Annotated in this window: 13 protein-coding genes and 1 pseudogene; 7 read left to right on the top strand and 7 right to left on the bottom strand. The window is 62.8% G+C overall.

Annotated features, from left to right (window positions below; all coding sequences use genetic code 11):
- Position 1: 1 nt before the first annotated feature.
- A complete protein-coding gene (locus CON76_RS11365; protein WP_101103462.1) occupies positions 2-1027 on the top strand; it encodes an HD-GYP domain-containing protein in 1026 nt (341 codons plus the stop codon).
- Here CON76_RS11365 and CON76_RS13875 read toward each other — a convergent pair.
- From CON76_RS13875 to CON76_RS11350, 3 genes and pseudogenes are all read right to left on the bottom strand, one after another.
- Entirely contained in the window at positions 1016-1246 is a 231-nt protein-coding gene (locus CON76_RS13875; RefSeq protein ID WP_101103461.1) for a diguanylate cyclase domain-containing protein, read from the bottom strand. The two genes, CON76_RS11365 and CON76_RS13875, sit on opposite strands and share 12 nt — an antisense overlap.
- A pseudogene (locus CON76_RS13725) lies at positions 1188-1646 on the bottom strand (diguanylate cyclase); the annotation flags it as partial. The pseudogene CON76_RS13725 and the gene CON76_RS13875, both read right to left, overlap by 59 nt.
- 708 nt (positions 1647-2354) lie before the next feature.
- Complete coding sequence (locus tag CON76_RS11350) at positions 2355-3146, bottom strand: exodeoxyribonuclease III (protein WP_101103472.1); 792 nt, start codon at positions 3144-3146, stop codon at positions 2355-2357.
- A gap of 15 nt (positions 3147-3161) precedes the next feature.
- Between CON76_RS11350 and pyrE the strand changes: the two genes are divergently transcribed.
- Together pyrE and CON76_RS11340 are read left to right on the top strand one after the other, a co-directional pair.
- The gene (gene pyrE / locus CON76_RS11345; protein WP_101103460.1) at positions 3162-3869 is read left to right on the top strand and encodes an orotate phosphoribosyltransferase; all 708 of its coding nucleotides are present in this window, start codon (positions 3162-3164) and stop codon (positions 3867-3869) included.
- Between the two features lies 1 nt (position 3870).
- Positions 3871-4500 carry a DUF4124 domain-containing protein gene (locus CON76_RS11340; RefSeq protein ID WP_101103459.1) on the top strand — a complete coding sequence of 210 codons (630 nt, stop codon included), beginning with the start codon at positions 3871-3873 and terminating at the stop codon, positions 4498-4500.
- Positions 4501-4585: 85 nt separating this feature from the next.
- Here CON76_RS11340 and CON76_RS11335 read toward each other — a convergent pair whose 3' ends face one another.
- From CON76_RS11335 to gatC, 4 genes are all read right to left on the bottom strand, one after another.
- The gene (locus tag CON76_RS11335) at positions 4586-5824 is read right to left on the bottom strand and encodes a S1C family serine protease (RefSeq protein WP_101103458.1); all 1239 of its coding nucleotides are present in this window, start codon (positions 5822-5824) and stop codon (positions 4586-4588) included.
- Between the two features lie 63 nt (positions 5825-5887).
- A complete protein-coding gene (gene gatB, locus CON76_RS11330) occupies positions 5888-7429 on the bottom strand; it encodes an Asp-tRNA(Asn)/Glu-tRNA(Gln) amidotransferase subunit GatB (RefSeq protein WP_101103457.1) in 1542 nt (513 codons plus the stop codon).
- 21 nt (positions 7430-7450) lie between these two features.
- Entirely contained in the window at positions 7451-8947 is a 1497-nt protein-coding gene (gatA, locus tag CON76_RS11325; protein ID WP_169929051.1) for an Asp-tRNA(Asn)/Glu-tRNA(Gln) amidotransferase subunit GatA, read from the bottom strand.
- 8 nt (positions 8948-8955) lie between these two features.
- Entirely contained in the window at positions 8956-9255 is a 300-nt protein-coding gene (gene gatC / locus CON76_RS11320) for an Asp-tRNA(Asn)/Glu-tRNA(Gln) amidotransferase subunit GatC (protein WP_101103455.1), read from the bottom strand.
- 229 nt (positions 9256-9484) lie between these two features.
- Between gatC and CON76_RS11315 the strand changes: the two genes are divergently transcribed.
- Genes CON76_RS11315 through mrdA form a run of 4 tightly spaced genes read left to right on the top strand, consistent with a single transcriptional unit; the run spans position 9485 to position 14009 of the window.
- Positions 9485-10531 carry a rod shape-determining protein gene (locus CON76_RS11315; protein WP_101103471.1) on the top strand — a complete coding sequence of 349 codons (1047 nt, stop codon included), beginning with the start codon at positions 9485-9487 and terminating at the stop codon, positions 10529-10531.
- A 30-nt stretch (positions 10532-10561) separates the two neighbouring features.
- Entirely contained in the window at positions 10562-11497 is a 936-nt protein-coding gene (mreC, locus tag CON76_RS11310; RefSeq protein WP_101103454.1) for a rod shape-determining protein MreC, read from the top strand.
- The gene (gene mreD / locus CON76_RS11305; protein WP_101103453.1) at positions 11494-12024 is read left to right on the top strand and encodes a rod shape-determining protein MreD; all 531 of its coding nucleotides are present in this window, start codon (positions 11494-11496) and stop codon (positions 12022-12024) included. Before mreC ends, mreD begins: the two co-directional genes overlap by 4 nt.
- Before the next feature lie 29 nt (positions 12025-12053).
- The gene (gene mrdA, locus CON76_RS11300; protein ID WP_101103452.1) at positions 12054-14009 is read left to right on the top strand and encodes a penicillin-binding protein 2; all 1956 of its coding nucleotides are present in this window, start codon (positions 12054-12056) and stop codon (positions 14007-14009) included.
- Positions 14010-14176: the final 167 nt, after the last annotated feature.

Raw genomic sequence — 14176 nt, 5'->3', positions numbered from 1 at the left:
CATGCCCGACTCCGGAACCATCCTGGCGGTGGACGACACCCCCGCCTCCCTCAAACTGCTGACCGAGCTGCTCAAGGCCGAGGGCTACGAGGTGCGCTCCGCCATCAACGGCGAGCTGGCGCTGCGCTCGGCGCAACACAGCCCGCCCGAGCTGGTGCTGCTCGACATCCGCATGCCCGAGATGGACGGCTTCGAAGTCTGCCGCCGCCTCAAGGCCGACCCCGCCACCGCGCCGGTGCCGGTGATCTTCGTCAGCGCGCTGACCGACACCGACGAGAAACTGCGCGGCTTCGGGCTGGGCGCGGTGGACTTCGTGACCAAGCCCTTCCAGCGCGAGGAGCTGCTGGCGCGCGTGCGCACCCACCTGGAAATGCAGCGCCTGCGCCACCACCTGGAAGACGTGGTGGCCGAACGCACCGCCCGGCTCGAGGCCAGCCAGCACCAGCTGCAAAGCACGCTGCTCGACTTTGTGGCCGTGCTGGGCGCCACGGTGGAAATGCGCGACCCCTACACCGCCGGCCACCAGCGCCGCGTGGCGCACCTGGCCAGTGCCATCGCGCAAGAACTGCAGTGGCCCGCGCACCAGATCCAGGGCCTGCACCTGGCCAGCGTGGTGCACGACTTTGGCAAGATCAAGGTGCCTGCCGAGATCCTGAGCAAGCCCGGGCGCCTGACCACGCTGGAGTTTGCGCTGATCCAGGAACACGCCGCCAACGGCTACGACATCCTCAAGTCCATCCAGTTTCCGTGGCCCATTGCCGACACCGTGCACCAGCACCACGAGCGCCTGGACGGCTCGGGCTACCCGCAAGGGCTGCGCGGTGATGCCATCCTGCCCGAGGCGCGCGTGCTGGGCGTGGCCGACGTGGTGGAGGCCATGAGCTCGCACCGCCCCTACCGCCCGGGCCTGGGCGTGGACGCGGCGCTGGCCGAAATCGAGCGTGGCCGCGGCACCGCCTACGACGCCGACGCGGTGGACGCCTGCCTGCGCCTGTTCCGCCAGCACGGCTACCAGCTACCCGCCTGAGGCCACCTGCACCACATTGCGCCCGCCGGCCTTGGCGACGTAGAGCGCATCGTCGGCCAGCTTGAGCACGTCCTCGGCGCTGAGGTGCGGCTGCGCCACCACCGAGGCCACCCCCACGCTGACCGTCACCACCCCCCCACGGCGAGGGCTTGTGCGGCACGCACAGCGCCTGCACCGCCTGCCGTATGGACTCGGCCACCTGCTGCACGCTGGCCGCATCGGCCTGGGCCAGCAGCAGCACAAACTCCTCGCCGCCGTAGCGCGCCGCCACATCGCCCGGGCGGCGGGCAAAGGCCTTGAGCACCTGCGCCACCTGGATCAGGCAGGCGTCCCCGGCCTGGTGGCCATAGTGGTCGTTGTAGAGCTTGAAGCAGTCCACGTCCGTCATCAGCACCGAGAACACCCCGCGCTGGCGCAGCGCACGCGCCCACTCGGCCTCCATCACCTGGTCAAAGTGGCGCCGGTTGAACAACCCGGTCATGCCGTCGGTGATGGACAGGGTGGCCAGCTTCTCGTTGGCCTGCTGCAGCTCGGCGGCGTACTGGCCCAGCGCCTGGTTCTGCTGCTGCAGCAGCGCCTGCGTGTGCAGCAGCTCGGCCTGCGAGCGTTCGTGCACCATCAGCGCCAGCCCCATGGCCAGCAGCATCAGCGCCACCACCACCGCCAGAAAGGTGAGCTGCTGCACCGGATTGTTCTCGATGATGGACACCATCTGCACATCGCCGCTCAAGGTGGCGCCAATGCGCAGCGCAAAGATGGCCATGATGAAGGCAAAGCCCGCCATCAGGATGTACTGGCCGCGCCCGGCGGTCTGGCGCCGCCGCTGCCACAGCATCCAGCACGCCAGCCCCGACTGCGCCGCAAACAGCAGCCCCGCCACCACCACGCGCGGGGCCGCGCTGTGGTGCATCAACAGCGCCGTGACCAACGTAATCAGCAGCATGGGCCCCCACAGCCAGGCGTGGTGCAGCGGGCGCTGCTGGAAGCGCGCCACCCCCAGGGCAAACAGCGCAAACATCAGCGCCAGCAAGGTGTTGCCCAGCACCACCGACAACCAGTCGCTGACCTGCCCGCGCAACGCAAACAGCACATACGCCACGCCGTGCGCCACCAGCCCGGCAACCCACAACCGCAGCACGCTGGTGCGCCCGTGCGAGGCCACCGCCAACGCCGCCGCCAGCACCAGACTGACCAGGATGATCAGCGCAAACAGCGTCGCAATCTTCAGGCCCACAGCCACTCCCACGGTGCAGTTATAAAAACGGCCATTTTGGCACGGCCATGGCACCAGGCGTGCGTCAAGCCGTGTGTCAAATACGACACCGGCTCACAGCGCCAGGCCGTACTCCACCGTCAGCGGGGCGTGGTCGCTGAAGCGATGCGCCTTGTACACACTGGCGCGCTGCGCCGTGGCGGCCACAGCGGGCGTGGCCAAGTGGTAATCGATGCGCCAGCCCACGTTGTTGGCCCAGGCCTGGCCCCGGTTGCTCCACCAGGTGTAGGCCTCGGCGGTGGCGCTGGGGTGGAGCTGGCGGTACACGTCCACCAGCCCGGCCTCGGCCAGCAGACGCGTCATCCAGGCCCGCTCCTCGGGCAAAAAGCCGCTGTTTTTCAGGTTGCCTTTCCAGTTCTTCAGGTCGATTTCTTGGTGGGCAATGTTGACATCCCCGCACAAGATGAACTCGCGCTCGGCGCGCAAGGCTTGCAGGCGCGGGTAGATCCAGGCCAGAAACTCGAACTTGGCCTGCTGGCGCTCCTCGCCCGACGAGCCACTGGGAAAATAGCTGCTGATGAGGCTGAACTTGCGCGTGGGCGTGTCAAAGCGCAGCTCCACGTAGCGGCCCTCATCGTCAAAACCGGGGTGCTCCATGCCCACGACCACATCGCTGGGCTCGTGCCGGGTGTACAGCCCCACGCCCGAATAGCCCTTCTTGACCGCATATTGAAAGTAACCTTGCAGCCCGGCCAGTTGCTCGAACTTGCCCGCCACATCCGGCGCTTGGGCCTTGAGCTCTTGCACCGCCATACAATCGGGCGCAGTGGCCGCGACCCAATCCGCCAGCCCCTTGGAGGTGGCGGAGCGGATGCCGTTGAGGTTGAGGCTGGTCAGTTTGAACAAGGACATATTTCCATCATGGTTGAAGCAAACACCCCCGCAACCACGCAAGACGCACTGGCGCAGGACTTTGTGCAATTTTCGGTCGAATCGGGCGTGTTGCGCTTTGGCGAGTTCAAGACCAAGGCCGGGCGCATGAGCCCGTACTTCTTCAACGCCGGGCTGTTTGACGATGGTGCCAAGATGAACCGCCTGGCCGCTTTCTATGCCCAGCGCATTCTGGCCAGCGGCATAGCCTTTGACATGGTGTTTGGCCCGGCCTACAAAGGCATCCCGCTGGCCGCCACCGTGGCGGTGGAGCTGGCGCGCCAAGGCCGCAATGTGCCGTTTGCCTACAACCGCAAAGAAGCCAAAGACCACGGCGAGGGCGGCACCCTGGTGGGCGCACCATTGCAGGGGCGCGTGCTCATCATCGACGACGTAATGAGCGCTGGCACCGCCGCGCGCGAATCGATTGCGTTGATCCAGGCCGCGGGTGCCACCCCGTACGCTGTGGCCATTGCGCTGGACCGCCAAGAGATGGCCACCGAGCAACAAGCCGATGGCAGCGTGAAAGACGTGCCGTACAGCGCCGTGCAGTACGTGCGCAACCAACTGGGGCTGCACGTGTGCGCCATCGCCCAGTTGAGCGACCTGTTGCAGTACCTGCAAACCCAGCCCGGCGGCGAAGCCAGCGCGCACCGCGACCGTGTGCAAGCTTACCGCGACCGCTACGGCGTGACCTGAGATGCCAACCCGCGCGCTGTGGCTGGCCGCTGGCACAGCGGCATTGGCCTGCCCCGCACTGGCGGCCAGCATCTACACCTGCACCGACGCGCAGGGCCGCTACCGCACTTCCGACCGGCCCATCCCCGAGTGCATGGACCGCGAACAGCGTGAACTGGGCCCCAACGGCAACGTCAAACGCATCATTGCGCGCCCGCTGACGGCAGAAGAACGCGCCCAAGCCGAAGCACAACGCCAAGCGCAAGCACGGCAACAGGCCGAAGCCCAAGAACGCCGCCGCCAAGAACGCGCTTTGCTGGCGCGCTACCCCACCCCAGCCAGCCACGAACAGGCCCGCACCGCCGCGCTGGAACAATGGCACACCCTGATGCAAGGGCTGGAACAGCACCACGAGGCGCTGGCCAAGCAACAGCGCGAGGTGGATGCCGAAATGGAGTTCTACCAGCACAACCCCAAACAAGCACCGGCTTGGCTACAACAGCGCCAGCGCGACAACCAACAGCAGCGCGACAAGCTGGCGGTGCAGTTGGAGCAACAAACGCAGGAAAAGCAGCAAATCCAAACCCGCTTTGACGCGGAACTGGAGCAACTGCGCCGGCTGTGGGCCAGCACATCAGATCAGAAAAATTGATCTTGGATGGTTTTAAGTTCGAAATTCCTAACTAGCAAAATATCACATTTCTTATTTTTGGCTACTAATTTTCGCCTTACTTTACTTAAAATAGTGGGCCTTCTGACTTAGAGCAGGATCCATTAATTAAAGAATTATTAAAAATAACCAACAAAGATCCAGAATCACGATTAAATGTCGTAGTTATTTCCACATTGTTTTTATTTTTAAAAGAGTATTTCATCTCTCTTGAATTTATTTTTGCAGGAAATCCATTTATAGATTTTTTTGAAAAATCAACCTCAAAAGATTTAGACCCTAGTATACTTCCTTCAGACGAGAAAATCTTACAAACCAACACTAATTTAGATTGGGATTCTTCAAGAATTTTTTCACTACGCTGGCCTGATTTAGATTTAATTTCATCAATATAATTAATATAGCGAGAAATAATATCTCGCTCTTTCTCAAAATACTCTTCGAAACTTATTTTTTTACTAAAAAGTTTTTCCTCAAAATACTCAAACTCTTCCAAGACAGTCCCATTTGTTTTCCCAGCAGAATAATACAGCCATCGGGCAAAATCATCGCCAAAAAATGAGAGGAATTCAGAATCGACTTGCCCTTTTAACAAAGAAGCCGCATCATACGCATCAAGCATTCTCTTTACTCGAGAAATATCAATAGCAAAATTTAGAGAATCACCTCCCAATATTTTAAAAGTTGTAATCCCCAATATTTCACCCGATGCAGAAAATAGGCCGCCACCACTACTGCCGGGCGATATAGCTGCAGTAGTTTGAATTAAGTTAACACCACCAACATCTCGAACTGCAGAAACAATACCTTCTGTAATTGATGTTGTTAACCCTTTAGGAGCGCCAAGTGCAAAAACAACATCACCAGGAAAAACTGATTTAGCTTTTTCACTCCAATTTACCGGCTTAATCACAGCATTATCAACATATAAAAAAGAAACATCTATTTTTTCATCACGAAAAACGACTTCACCTTTATACGTTAGTCCGTTTGCTATTACATCCACATACTTGGCATCTTTTACAACATGGGCATTTGTAACAACCCAAGTCAAAGATGGAACGTGCGTGTTTCCAATTTTCTTATTAGATCCATTCCTGATAGCCACTCCACTCCCTTGTTGGCGGCCACCGGAACTTTTTGCATCAATCAGCACAATCGATTCAGAATTTTTCTGATACACAAAGGAACCAGGACTCTTTTGATTAGAATAATTTTTCGCTTGTGCTGACACACCTCCAATCAAAAATAGATTAAATAATATAAATACAAGGAAAAATTTCGAGTTATAAAAAATTTTACTCATTTTTTAAAAAGATAATAAATAAAAAGCTTGTTGCAATATTTTGCAACAAGCTTTAATACAAAATTACAAAGACAACATCTCTTTGAGGACAGAATTAACTTGGGTCGGATTGGCTTTTCCTTTAGTCATCTTCATAATTTGCCCAACCAAGGAATTAAACGCCTTTTCTTTGCCAGATTTATACTGAGAAACGCTATCAGAATTTTTTGAAATAACTTCAGCAACAATAGATCTAAGCTCATCCGCATTATCTATCTGCTTCAAATTTTTACTTTCAATCAAACTATCGACCAAATCAGGCGGTGCATTGGCTTTCTCATCACGCCCCTTCTTCCAAATATAATCGAAAATTTCTTTGGCAGCTTTTCCAGAGATAACTCCCTCTTGCTCTCGCAAAGCTATTCTGGCCAATGTTACAGGATCAATCCAGAATTGCCAATCCGGCCCTCCCTCTTCATTCATCACCCTGCTTATTTCACCTGATATCCATACAGCAACTCGACGAGCAAAAGGTTTATAAAACTCTGGATCATCAAGCTGAGCAGCAGATATGGCATCAGTATCGCCGTTTTGAATTACGGCAGAATTAAAAAATAGTGCTTTTGCATAAGTTGATACCACTTGACTTGCCATGTATGGTGTCAAGCTGTACTCTTCAACATAAAGGCGCTCTAAGTCTCGGGGCAGCTCTGGCATGTCGGCACGCACTTGCTCCACCCAATCGCGCCCAATCACCAGCGGCGGCAGGTCGGGGTCGGGGAAGTAGCGGTAGTCGGCCGCGTCTTCCTTGGTGCGCATGGCGCGGGTTTCGCCGGTGTCGGGGTCGAACAGCACGGTGGCCTGCTCGATCTCATAGCCGTCCTCGATCTGCTCGATCTGCCAGCGCACTTCAAAGTCAATCGCCTGCTGCATGAACTTGAACGAGTTCAGGTTCTTGATCTCGCGCCGGGTGCCCAAGGGCGCGCCGGGCTTGCGCACCGAGACGTTGGCATCGCAACGGAAGGAGCCTTCCTGCATGTTGCCGTCGCAGATGCCGATCCAGGTCACGATCTTGTGCAGTTCCTTGGCGTAGGCCACGGCCTCGGCGCTGGAGCGGATGTCGGGCTCGGTCACAATTTCCAGCAACGGCGTGCCCGCGCGGTTCAGGTCGATGCCCGACTGGCCGTGGAAGTCCTCGTGCAGCGATTTGCCCGCATCTTCTTCCAGGTGCGCGCGCACCAGACGCACGGTTTTTTTCTCGTCGCCCAAAAAGAACGAGACCTCGCCGCCCTGCACCACCGGAATCTCGAACTGGCTGATCTGGTAGCCCTTGGGCAGGTCGGGGTAAAAGTAGTTTTTGCGCGCAAAGATGCTGCGCTCGGCAACGTGGGAACCCACGGCCAGCCCAAACTGGATGGCGCGCTCCACCGCACCCTTGTTCATCACCGGCAAGGTGCCGGGCAAGGCCATGTCCACCGCACAGGCTTGGGTGTTGGGCTCGGCCCCAAACGCCACCGAAGCGCGGCTGAAAATTTTGCTCTGCGTGGAGAGTTGGGCGTGGGTCTCAAAGCCGATCACGACTTCGTAGCCATGCACCAGCAGGGAGGTTTGCTTGGATTTGCTCATGGTGTTGCCTCGCTGCTGCGTTCAATAACCCTGCGGCGCACGGGTGTGCCAATCGGTGGCGCACTGGAAGTGGTGGGCCACGGCCAACAAGCGCGCTTCGTCAAAGTAGTTGCCGATCAGTTGCAAGCCGACGGGCATTTCATGCGCCCCCAAGCCCACCGGCACGCTCATGCCGGGCAGCCCCGCCAGCGAGGTGGACAGGGTGTAAATGTCGGCCAGATACGCGGCCACCGGATCGGCGGATTTTTCACCAATCTTCCAGGCTACGCTGGGCGCAACCGGGCCCGCAACCACGTCGCATTGCTGGAACACGGCTTGGAAGTCGTCGGCAATCAGGCGGCGGATTTTTTGCGCTTGCAGGTAGTAAGCGTCGTAATAACCGTGGCTGAGCACGTAGGCACCCATCAGGATGCGCTGTTGCACCTCGGCCCCAAAACCTTCGCTGCGCGACTTTTTGTACATGCCGAGCAAGTCGGCGTACTGCGCGGCGCGGTGGCCGAACTTGACCCCGTCAAAGCGGCTCAGGTTGGAACTGGCCTCGGCGGGGGCGATGATGTAGTAAGCCGGGATCGACAACTCGGTGCGCGGCAGGCTCACATCCACCAGCGTGGCACCCAGTTGCTCGTATTCGGTCAGCGCAGCGCGGATGGCGACCAGCACATCGGGCGCGCAACCGTCGCCAAAAAATTCTTTCGGCAGACCAATGCGCAAGCCCTTGAGTGGCTGGGCGGCGGTGGCACCGGCCAGCGGTTGATCCAGTGCGGCGGCGTAGTCTTGCGCCGGGTGATCGAGGCTGGTGGAGTCGCGGTCAAGGTCGGGGCCAGCCATCGCGCTCAGCAGCAGGGCGCAGTCGCGGGCGCTACGGGCCATCGGGCCAGCCTGGTCGAGGCTGGAAGCGTAGGCCACCATGCCGTAGCGCGAACAGCGGCCATAGGTGGGCTTGATGCCGGTGATGCCGGTAAAGCTGGCCGGTTGGCGGATGGAGCCGCCGGTGTCGGTCCCGGTGGCCGCAGGCACCAGCCGCGCCGCCACCGCAGCGGACGAACCGCCCGAAGAGCCGCCGGGCACGCGCTCCACGTCCCACGGGTTGCGGGCCGCGCCATAGGCCGAGTTGTCGTTGCCCGACCCCATCGCAAACTCGTCCAGGTTGAGCTTGCCCAGCGTCACAGCCCCAGCAGCGGCCAGTTGAGCCACCACGGTGGCATCGAACGGGCTGCGGTAGCCTTGCAGCATCTTGCTGCCCGCGGTGGTGGGAAAGTCCTGGGTGACAAAGATGTCCTTGTGCGCCAGTGGCACGCCCAGCAACGGCGTGCGTTCACCGGCGGCCAGACGGGCATCGGCGGCACGGGCTTGGGCCAGGCTCACTTCTTCGTCCAACGCCAAAAACGCGCCCAAATGGGCATGGGCCTGGGCGCGGGCCAGCAGGTGCTGGGTCACTTCAACGCTGGAGACCGCCCCGGCGGCCAATTGTGCGGCCAGCGCGCTCACGTCGAGCTGGTGCAAATCGTGTGTGCTCATGCTGTTGCTCATTCGATGACTTTGGGCACCAGGAACAGGCCACGTTCCACGGCGGGGGCGCTGCGCTGGTTGGCCTCGCGCTGGTTGGGTTCGCTCACCACATCGTCGCGCAGGCGCAGTGCCACGTGGTCGATCACGGCGGTGGGGTGCGCCAGTGGCTCCACGCCGGTGGTGTCCACGGCCTGCATCTGTGCCACGATGTCGAAGAAGCCGTTGAGCCGGGTCAGCATGCGCTGGGCCTGGGGCTCGTCGAGCTCCAGCCGCGCCAGGTGGGCAATGCGCCCAATGTCTTGCAGGGTCAGTGACATGCAGGGGGGTGTCCGAAGTTACAAAAAAGCGCAACCGCGCCAAGGGCGGGGCGCGGGCGTTGCGGTATTATCCTGCGTTTGGCGCATCGTCTGCGCGGGGGCCATTGTGTACCCGCCGCCACGCCAGCACCTTCCCGTCCTTGACTTTACAGCTCCCCCTTACTTGCTGCACACGGGCTGGGTCCGCGCACGGACGCCGGCTGGCCGCGCAGCACAGGATACCCCCACCATGTTCGAAGCATTCCGTCGGCACTTTTCCACCGACTTGGCCATTGATTTGGGCACCGCCAACACGCTGATCTATGCCCGCAACAAGGGCATCGTGCTGGACGAGCCGTCCGTGGTGGCCATCCGCCACGAAAGCGGCCCCAGCGGCAAGAAAACCATCCAGGCCGTGGGCCACGAGGCCAAGGCCATGCTGGGCAAGGTGCCCGGCAACATCGAGGCCATCCGCCCCATGAAGGACGGCGTGATTGCCGACTTCACCGTCACCGAGCAGATGCTCAAGCAGTTCATCCGCATGGTGCACCCGCGCTCCATGCTCAAGCCCAGCCCGCGCATCATCGTGTGCGTGCCGTGCGGCTCGACGCAGGTGGAGCGCCGCGCCATCCGCGAGTCCGCCCTGGGTGCGGGTGCGTCCGAGGTGTACCTGATCGAGGAGCCGATGGCCGCCGCGCTGGGCGCGGGCCTGCCGGTGAGCGAGGCCTCGGGCTCGATGGTGGTGGACATTGGTGGCGGCACCACCGAAGTCGGCATCATCAGCCTGGGCGGCATGGTCTACAAGGGCAGCGTGCGCGTGGGCGGCGACCGCTTTGACGAGGCCATCATCAACTACATCCGCCGCAACTACGGCATGCTGGTGGGCGAGCCCACGGCCGAACTCATCAAGAACCGGATCGGCTCGGCCTTCCCCGGCGGCGAGGCCAAGGAGATCGAGATCACCGGGCGCAACCTCAGCGAGGGCGTGCCGCGCAGCTTCGTCATCAGCAGCAACGAGGTGCTCGAGGCCCTGACCGACCCGATCAACCAGATCGTGGGCGCCGTCAAGACCGCGCTGGAGCAGACCCCGCCCGAGGTGGGTGCCGACATTGCCGAACGCGGCATGATGCTGACCGGCGGCGGTGCGCTGCTGCGCGACCTGGACCGCCTGCTGTCGGAAGAGACCGGCCTGCCGGTGCTGGTGGCCGAGGAGCCGCTGACCTGCGTGGTGCGCGGCTGCGGCATGGCGCTGGAGCGCATGGACCGCCTGGGCGGCAGCATCTTCACCAACGAATAACGCGCGGCCCCGCACACCGTCGGCCAGACGATGGAACTGGGCACCGTGGACCGCACGCCCCCGCCGTTCTTCAAGCGCGGGCCGTCGCCGCTGTCGCGGCTGCTGGTGCTGGGGGCACTGGCCATGCTGCTGATGGTGGCCGACGCGCGGCTGCAGTGGGCGCAGCCCCTGCGCGTTGGCCTGGCCGGGGTGCTGTACCCGCTGCAATGGCTGGCCCTGCAGCCGGTGCGTGGGGTGCACCACGTGGCGCACTACATGGGCAGCCTGGACGCCGCCCAGCAAGCGGCCCACGCCGCGCGCGCCGAACTCACGCGCCAGGTGCAGCGCGCCGCGCTGGTGGAACACCTGAGCCAGGAAAACCGCCAGCTGCGCGCCCTGCTGAGCCTGCGCGCGCACCTGCCAGCCCAGGCCCAGGGCGCCGAGGTGCTGTACGAATCGCCCGACCCGTACCGCCACAAGGTGGTCATCAACCGGGGGCAGAGCCACGGCGTGGTGGCGGGCTCGCCGGTGATGGACGGCTACGGCGTGCTGGGCCAGGTGACGCGGGCCTACCCGCTGCTGTCGGAGGTCACGCTGCTGATCGACCACGACCAGGCGATTCCGGTGGTGAACGCCCGCACCGGCCAGCGCAGTCTGGCCTACGGCATGACCAGCGCCGACAACCAGCGCCTGGAGCTGCGTTTTGTCTCGGTCAACGCCGACATGGAGCCGGGCGACATCCTGACCACCAGCGGCGTGGACGGCATCTACCCGCCGGGCCTGCCGGTGGCGCGCGTGGTGTCGGTGCAGCGGCGCACCGACTCGGGCTTTGCCCGCATCGAGTGCGCGCCGCTGTCGCAGCCCTCCAACACGCTGCAGGTGCTGGTGCTCAAGCCGCACGGCAGCGCGCGGCCCCAGATCAGCGCCGAGACCAGTGCCGCCACCACCCCGCCCCCCGCCCGCCCACGCCGGAGCTCGCCCCCATGATCATGCGCCCCGGTGAACCGCTGCTGCTGCCCGCCAACCCCTGGTTCGTGGCGGGCTCGCTGCTGCTGGCGTTGCTGCTCAACCTGCTGCTGCACCTGGGGCTGGGCACGGCGTCGGTGTGGCTGCCCGACGTGCTGGCGCTGGCGCTGGTGTTCTGGGCCGTGCACCAGCCCAACATGGTGGGCGTGGGCGTGGCCTTCGGGCTGGGCCTGCTGATGGACGTGCACCAGGGCGCGGTGCTGGGCCAGCACGCGCTGGCCTACGCGGTACTGGGCTACCTGGGCTGGCTGATCCGGCGGCGCCTGCTGTGGTTTGCCGCCGAGCTGCAGGCGCTGCACGTGCTGCCGCTGCTGCTGCTGGCGCAGCTGCTGCAGATGCTGGCGCGCCTGGCGCTGGGCGATGGCTGGATCGGCTGGCACCTGCTGTGGGGGCCGGTGCTCGAGGCCTTGCTGTGGCCGGTGGCCACCGCGCTGCTGCTGGCACCGCAGCGCCGCGCGCACAACCCCGACGACACCCGCCCCATCTGAGCCCGTATGACACGGCCCCATACACGCGCATGATCGAGCTGCAAGACGTTGAAAGCCAGCTGCACCGCTTTAGGCTGCGGGTGTGGGTGGCGGCGGCGGTGGTGCTGCTGGGCTTTGGCCTGCTGGCCGCACGCATGGTGTACCTGCAGATCCAGCGCCACGACGAGCTGCGCGCCCAGGCCGAGACCAACCGCACCGCCGTGCTGCCCATCGTGCCGCCGCGCGGGCTGATCCTGGACCGCAACGGCGTGGTGCTGGCCAACAACTACTCGGCCTACACGCTGGAGATCACGCCCTCGCGCGTGGCCGACCTGGACGCCACCATTGCCGAGCTGGGCCAGCTGGTCGAGATCCAGCCGCGCGACATCCGCCGCTTCAAGAAGCTGCTGGAGGAGTCCAAGCGCTTCGACTCGCTGCCCATCCGCACCCGCCTCACCGACGACGAGGTGGCCCGCTTTGGCGCGCAGCGCTACCGCTTTCCGGGCGTGGACGTGCAGGCGCGGCTGTTTCGCCACTACCCGCTGGGCGACACCGCCAGCCACGTCATCGGCTACATCGGGCGCATCAACATGCGCGAGAAGGAGCAGATGGAGGACTGGCCCGAGGAGGAACAGGCCAACTACCGGGGCACCGAGCACATTGGCAAGCTGGGCGTGGAGCAAAGCTACGAGCAGCAACTGCACGGCAAGACCGGCTTCGAGCGCGTCGAGACCTCCGCCGGCGGGCGCGCGGTGCGCCTGCTGGCCCACACCAACCCCACGCCGGGCGACACGGTGGTGCTGTCCATCGACATCAAGCTGCAGAAGATGGTGGAGGACCTGTTCGGCCAGCGCCGGGGCGCGCTGGTGGCCATCAACCCCAAGAACGGCGAAGTGCTGGCCTTTGTGAGCAAGCCCACGTTCGACCCCAACCTGTTCGTCGAGGGCATCGACGTCGAGAACTGGCGCGCGCTCAACGAGTCGCTGGACAAGCCGCTGCTCAACCGCGCGCTGCGCGGCACCTACCCGCCGGGCTCCACCTACAAGCCCTTCATGGGCCTGGCCGGGCTGGAGCTGGGCATACGGCGCGCGGGCACCATCGTCAACGACCCCGGCTACTGGTTGCTGGGCAAGCACCGCTTCCGCAGCCACGGCGCGCACGCGCTGGGCGGGGTGGACCTGCACCGCAGCATCGTCAAGTCCAGCAACGTGTACTACTACACGCTGGCCAACGAGATGGGTGTGGAGGCGATGCACGACTTCATGCTGCCGCTGGGCTTTGGCCAGATCACCGGCATCGACCTCAAGGGCGAGGTGCGCGGGCTGCTGCCCAACCAGGCCTGGAAGCGCCGCGCCTACAAGCGCCCCGAGCAGCAACGCTGGATTGCGGGCGAGACCGTGTCGCTGGGCATAGGTCAGGGCTACAACAACTTCACCATGCTGCAGCTGGCGCACGCCACCGCCACACTGGCCAACCGGGGCATCAAGCACAGGCCACGCATCACGCTGGCCACGCAGGCGCGCGCCGGCGCCACCTCCACCGCCGGCGACCACACCGGCGTGGACCTGGGCTACAAGCCCGCGCACATCCAGGCTGTGCTCAACGCCATGGAAGGCGTGACCACCGAAGGCACCTCGACCAAGGTGTTTGCCGGCGCGCCCTACCGCAGCGGCGGCAAGACCGGCACCGCGCAGGCCGTCACCATCGGGCAAAAAGACCGCTACGACGCGCGCCGGCTCGAAGAGCACAAGCGCGACCACGCGCTCTACATTGCCTTTGCCCCCGCCGAGGATCCGGCCGTGGCGCTGGCGGTGATCGTGGAAAACGCGGGCTTTGGCGCCGGCAGCGCCGCCCCGATTGCGCGGCGCGTGTTCGACTACCTGTTGCTGGGCCACTACCCCAGCGAGGAAGACATCCGCGCCACGCAGCAAGGCCACAGCAGCCGCCCCATCGGCACACCACGCCAGGCCATTGACGTGGCCTGGCCCCCGTTGAGCGCCCCGTAGTCGCCCCAGACCCGCAGACGGGCAAAAAAAAGCCCAGCCGGTTGAGGGCTGGGCAAATCCTTAGTGGAGGTCGTACCGCCGTTAAGCGGTCGTACCCTTGTATTTTAACCGAGGATACGGGCTTCCATCTTGGCCTTGGTCTCCACCACAGGGCAATCGCATTTACC

The sequence above is a fragment of the Macromonas bipunctata genome (assembly GCF_002837135.1).
In the GTDB taxonomy this organism is placed as follows: Bacteria; Pseudomonadota; Gammaproteobacteria; order Burkholderiales; family Burkholderiaceae_C; genus Macromonas_A; species Macromonas_A bipunctata.
Note: the sequence above shows the minus strand (reverse complement) of the source record. Positions and strands in the feature narration are given on the sequence as shown.

Coding starts and splice junctions, on each gene's coding strand:
- CON76_RS11365 (WP_101103462.1), top strand. CDS start 2: ATGCCCGACTCCGGAACCATCCTGGCGGTGGACGACACCCCCGCCTCC.
- CON76_RS13875 (WP_101103461.1), bottom strand. CDS start 1,246: ATGCGGCCAGCGTGCAGCAGGTGGCCGAGTCCATACGGCAGGCGGTGC.
- pyrE (WP_101103460.1), top strand. CDS start 3,162: ATGGTTGAAGCAAACACCCCCGCAACCACGCAAGACGCACTGGCGCAG.
- CON76_RS11340 (WP_101103459.1), top strand. CDS start 3,871: ATGCCAACCCGCGCGCTGTGGCTGGCCGCTGGCACAGCGGCATTGGCC.
- CON76_RS11335 (WP_101103458.1), bottom strand. CDS start 5,824: ATGAGTAAAATTTTTTATAACTCGAAATTTTTCCTTGTATTTATATTA.
- gatB (WP_101103457.1), bottom strand. CDS start 7,429: ATGAGCAAATCCAAGCAAACCTCCCTGCTGGTGCATGGCTACGAAGTC.
- gatA (WP_169929051.1), bottom strand. CDS start 8,947: ATGAGCACACACGATTTGCACCAGCTCGACGTGAGCGCGCTGGCCGCA.
- gatC (WP_101103455.1), bottom strand. CDS start 9,255: ATGTCACTGACCCTGCAAGACATTGGGCGCATTGCCCACCTGGCGCGG.
- CON76_RS11315 (WP_101103471.1), top strand. CDS start 9,485: ATGTTCGAAGCATTCCGTCGGCACTTTTCCACCGACTTGGCCATTGAT.
- mreC (WP_101103454.1), top strand. CDS start 10,562: ATGGAACTGGGCACCGTGGACCGCACGCCCCCGCCGTTCTTCAAGCGC.
- mreD (WP_101103453.1), top strand. CDS start 11,494: ATGATCATGCGCCCCGGTGAACCGCTGCTGCTGCCCGCCAACCCCTGG.
- mrdA (WP_101103452.1), top strand. CDS start 12,054: ATGATCGAGCTGCAAGACGTTGAAAGCCAGCTGCACCGCTTTAGGCTG.